Origin of the sequence: Streptomyces sp. NPDC007095, from assembly GCF_040634475.1 — a bacterium.
Taxonomy (GTDB): Bacteria; Actinomycetota; Actinomycetes; order Streptomycetales; family Streptomycetaceae; genus Streptomyces.
The window spans coordinates 1-3,342 of record NZ_JBEYFS010000456.1 but is presented as its reverse complement, the minus strand read 5'-3'; the positions used below and the strand labels follow the sequence as shown (position 1 = coordinate 3,342).

Below are 3,342 nucleotides of genomic sequence, written 5' to 3'. Positions count from 1 at the left end.
TGCTCGGCGAGGAGGTCGTCCCGGTGCTGCGCGAGGAGTTCGCCAAGGGGCGCCCGGCGGATGTGCCGGACGCGCCGACCCACCAGTCCCTGCTCGCCGCCGCTTCGGAAGCCTCCTCGGAAGGGGAGACCGCCGCATGAAACGCATCGCTGTATCCGCAGGCCTGAGTACCCCTCGTCCACACGCCTGCTGGCGGACCGTCTCACTGATGCGGTCGGGGAGGAGCCCGCAGATCAAGGCCACAAGGCGGAAGTCGATGTCATCGAGATGCGTGCCCTGGCTGTCGCCATCGCCGACAACCTCGTGACCGGCTTCCCCCCACCGCAGCTGGCCACTGCGCCGAACCTGCGCTACCGCAGGCGCCCGGGGAAGGCTCACTCCAACACGACCGGGGGCAGCTCGGCGCGCTGGCCATCGCCGCGTTCCAGTCCATGAGGAACCGGGCGGGCAGCTCCCGCCCGTCGATCAGGCGAATCGCGTGAAGGCGCCGGATCAGAGCAGCACCCCCTCTTTGCCGGCCTGCCGCCGATCCCCGCCGACGTCCTGTTCAGCAAGATCGCGAGCGCGTCCGCCGTGGCCTTCCGGAAGCTGACGGCAGACCAGATGGCCGAGATTCTCCGGACGGCACCGCAGGACTACGCAGCGATGCGGTAACGGCCCTCCCGAAACGCCGACGGTCCCGCCCTCGAATTCGCCTGATGGGCGGGGTCTTCCATGACTCTCGCCAACCGCGTCGAGGTCCGAACGCGCCGCACTGGCGCTCACCGAGGAAGGCACCCGATTCGCCGACGCCCACCCGGGGTGTCGGACGAGACCTGGACCCGGGTGCGCGAGCACTACGACGACGACCAGATCGCCGCACTGGTCTCCCTGATCGCCCTGATCAACGCCACAACCGGCTCAACGTGATCATGCGCAACCCGGGCGGCTCCCACCAGCCCGGCATGTTCGCCGACATGGCTGACTGAGCCGTATACTAATCGCGGCCCGGCCAGGATCGCTCGATCCGAGCCGGTGCGTTCGCGAACCAGCCCAGCCTCCTTGAGACGGGCCGGCGAGAGATCAAGGAGGCGGTCGGCGCGGCCGTCCTGAACGAGCCCGGTGGCCAGCCGAGCCGGCGAGAGACCCGGGCACCTGTCGCGCGGGTACCAGTCGGCGAAGTCCTCGTCGCGCCACAGGCCGTTCAGCCGGCCTCTCACCCACATTGCCGTCGTACCGCCCGGATTGCTGGCCCGCTCGACCTGCGCGGTCAGGGACGGAAATTTCTTGCCGGAGCGGGGGCGAACGGACAACGGCAGCGCACCGCCTCGGCCACCTACCGGTCCGACAGGTCGAGCAGAAACTGCAACACGCAGCATGCGGAGTCCATGCGCCGCGAACTCATGCAAGCCGAAGCCACCGAGCAGGCACAAGAACGTCGATCGTCACCATGACCACACAGGTCACTGGCTAAACGGCAAGCTCAGCTTGACTCTGTCGGTGATCTTGTAATTGTCGGTGTCAGCTGCTGGCGGTCGGCCAGGACTTGTGCCAGGGGATTCCGTGTCGGACGAGCACCTCAACTTCTGGAGCAGCCTTCGAAACTGCCCCGAGTGTGCCCGTCGATCGTGCTGCCGCACCGGGAAACACCAAGATCACCGACAGAGTCGGCTCAGCGGGATGAGGCGATCTTCCACTCGCTCAGGCTCTCGTCCCAGGACACCTCGACCGCACTACCCATGGTCTGCCGGATCGCTGTGAAGTCGAGAGCGGCCAGTTGCCGCAGTGCCTCATTGGAGACGTCAGCGGAGATCCTCAGCACCACCCCTTCCATTCCCGGCTGTTGGACCGGCTCGCTGCCGGGAGACGGGACCGGAGTTCGGCGGAGCATCCTTGACCACCGACGGATCGCAGCACGTGCCGCCTGGTAACTGTCTTCTCCCGCCTTGCTCACCAGTGTCTGGATGAACGGGACCAGCGCGCCGGTGACCACTGCTGTCGCAACAACTTCCGCCGGCCCGCGGCTCGGGTTACGGCGTTGGTAGTCCTCGGCTTCGGCGAGGAACGTATCGGCCTCAGCCATCATCCCCATGGCCACCAGGGTGGCAGCCCGCTTGTACGCGATGCCCGGTTGCCTGCTCGCAAAGTCGACTGGTCGAAGTCGCTCGAGCCGGCGTTTCCCGGTGGAACCGGGTGGTTCGTCACCGTAATAGGCCCGTCGGTACCAAGCCTCGGCTTCCTCGTACGCACCACGTGCTGACAGCAGGTCACCCAGACGATCGGCGGCCTTCAGCACGTCATAGCCGCCGTCGGTGGCCAGCGCGGCCCGGCGATACCAGTCTTCCGCTTCACCGTTCCTCCCGAGCCAGGCCAGGAACTCGCCATCATGAACTTGCTCGGGCTCGCCGCCTCCGATTCCTGTTCGGCCGCGGCACGGAACCACGTCTCCGCCTGCGCCAAAGTGCCCTGGCTCAGCATCTCGACTGCTTCGGCGTCAGCATCCCGCCCGAGTGCGCGCAGTCTGGCTGCGCACTCTTCCAGAAAGTGCTCTTCGCTGCGGTAGGAGTCCCCGAACGCGCTTTCGCCGTTACCCTGATGCTCCATCAGTGATCAGTTCCCCGGTGTGTCTGTCTGCTGCGCTGGTCGGCCTGCTCCGGCATCCACCGCCGGATCACCTCTCCCGGGTTCTGCCACATCACACGACGCCGCGAACCGGGGCAGCCGCATCGTCTCCATTTCATGCGAACGAGCCCACTCATCACCGCCAGCCACAGAAGTTGAGCCGGTACCCGGGAAGGAACGGTCCGATGACACAACGGTCCAGGACGCGTGCCGCCCGCTCAGCCACCGCGTCCCGGGTCAGGTCGGTGTCCTGCTTGCTCATGATGCTGCTCCTGTGCCGTGCTGTACTCGCCGTCCAGCTTGCCAGGCAGCCCGTTGATCACCGTAAACGGGCGCGGAGGCCATCCGAGACGAACCCCTGGCGATTCGAGCAAACGGGCTCATGTCACGCGAGAGGCCGATACCGTGGCTGCACCGGTCCCAGTGCCGCCCGTCTCCCCCGTCGTGCGGCACTGGGACCGGATCGTTGGGCCGGCTTCATCGCGGCCCGAGATGAGTCCAGACGCGGACAGGCCGCGCCACCAGCTACGGCTATGGCTATGGCTATGGCTATGGCTATGGCTATGGCTACCTGTACGTCAGCGATAGCTCCCTCATCCCGGGATCCACCGGCGTCAACCCTTTGGTCACCATTACGGCCCTCTCCTCCCTCCCTGACATCGTTGGGCGAGACACCCCGGCGTGATCAGTTAGCCTGGGTGGACGAACGAGCAGGAGAACCACCCGCATGACCAGCACCAG

General features: G+C 66.5%; 2 protein-coding genes and 2 pseudogenes. 2 read left to right on the top strand and 2 right to left on the bottom strand.

Features of this window, described 5'->3' with window-relative positions:
• Nucleotides 1-140 (top strand): annotated as a pseudogene (locus ABZ656_RS57185) (5,10-methylene tetrahydromethanopterin reductase); the annotation flags it as partial.
• Nucleotides 141-733: 593 nt separating this feature from the next.
• Nucleotides 734-968 (top strand): annotated as a pseudogene (locus ABZ656_RS57180) (carboxymuconolactone decarboxylase family protein); the annotation flags it as partial.
• A 683-nt stretch (nucleotides 969-1,651) separates the two neighbouring features.
• Here the strand turns inward: ABZ656_RS57180 and ABZ656_RS57175 are convergent.
• Together ABZ656_RS57175 and ABZ656_RS57170 are read right to left on the bottom strand one after the other, a co-directional pair.
• A complete protein-coding gene (locus ABZ656_RS57175) occupies nucleotides 1,652-2,422 on the bottom strand; it encodes a tetratricopeptide repeat protein (protein ID WP_360280557.1) in 771 nt (256 codons plus the stop codon).
• A gap of 315 nt (nucleotides 2,423-2,737) precedes the next feature.
• The gene (locus ABZ656_RS57170) at nucleotides 2,738-2,863 is read right to left on the bottom strand and encodes a hypothetical protein (RefSeq protein ID WP_256259525.1); all 126 of its coding nucleotides are present in this window, start codon (nucleotides 2,861-2,863) and stop codon (nucleotides 2,738-2,740) included.
• Nucleotides 2,864-3,342 lie beyond the last annotated feature (479 nt).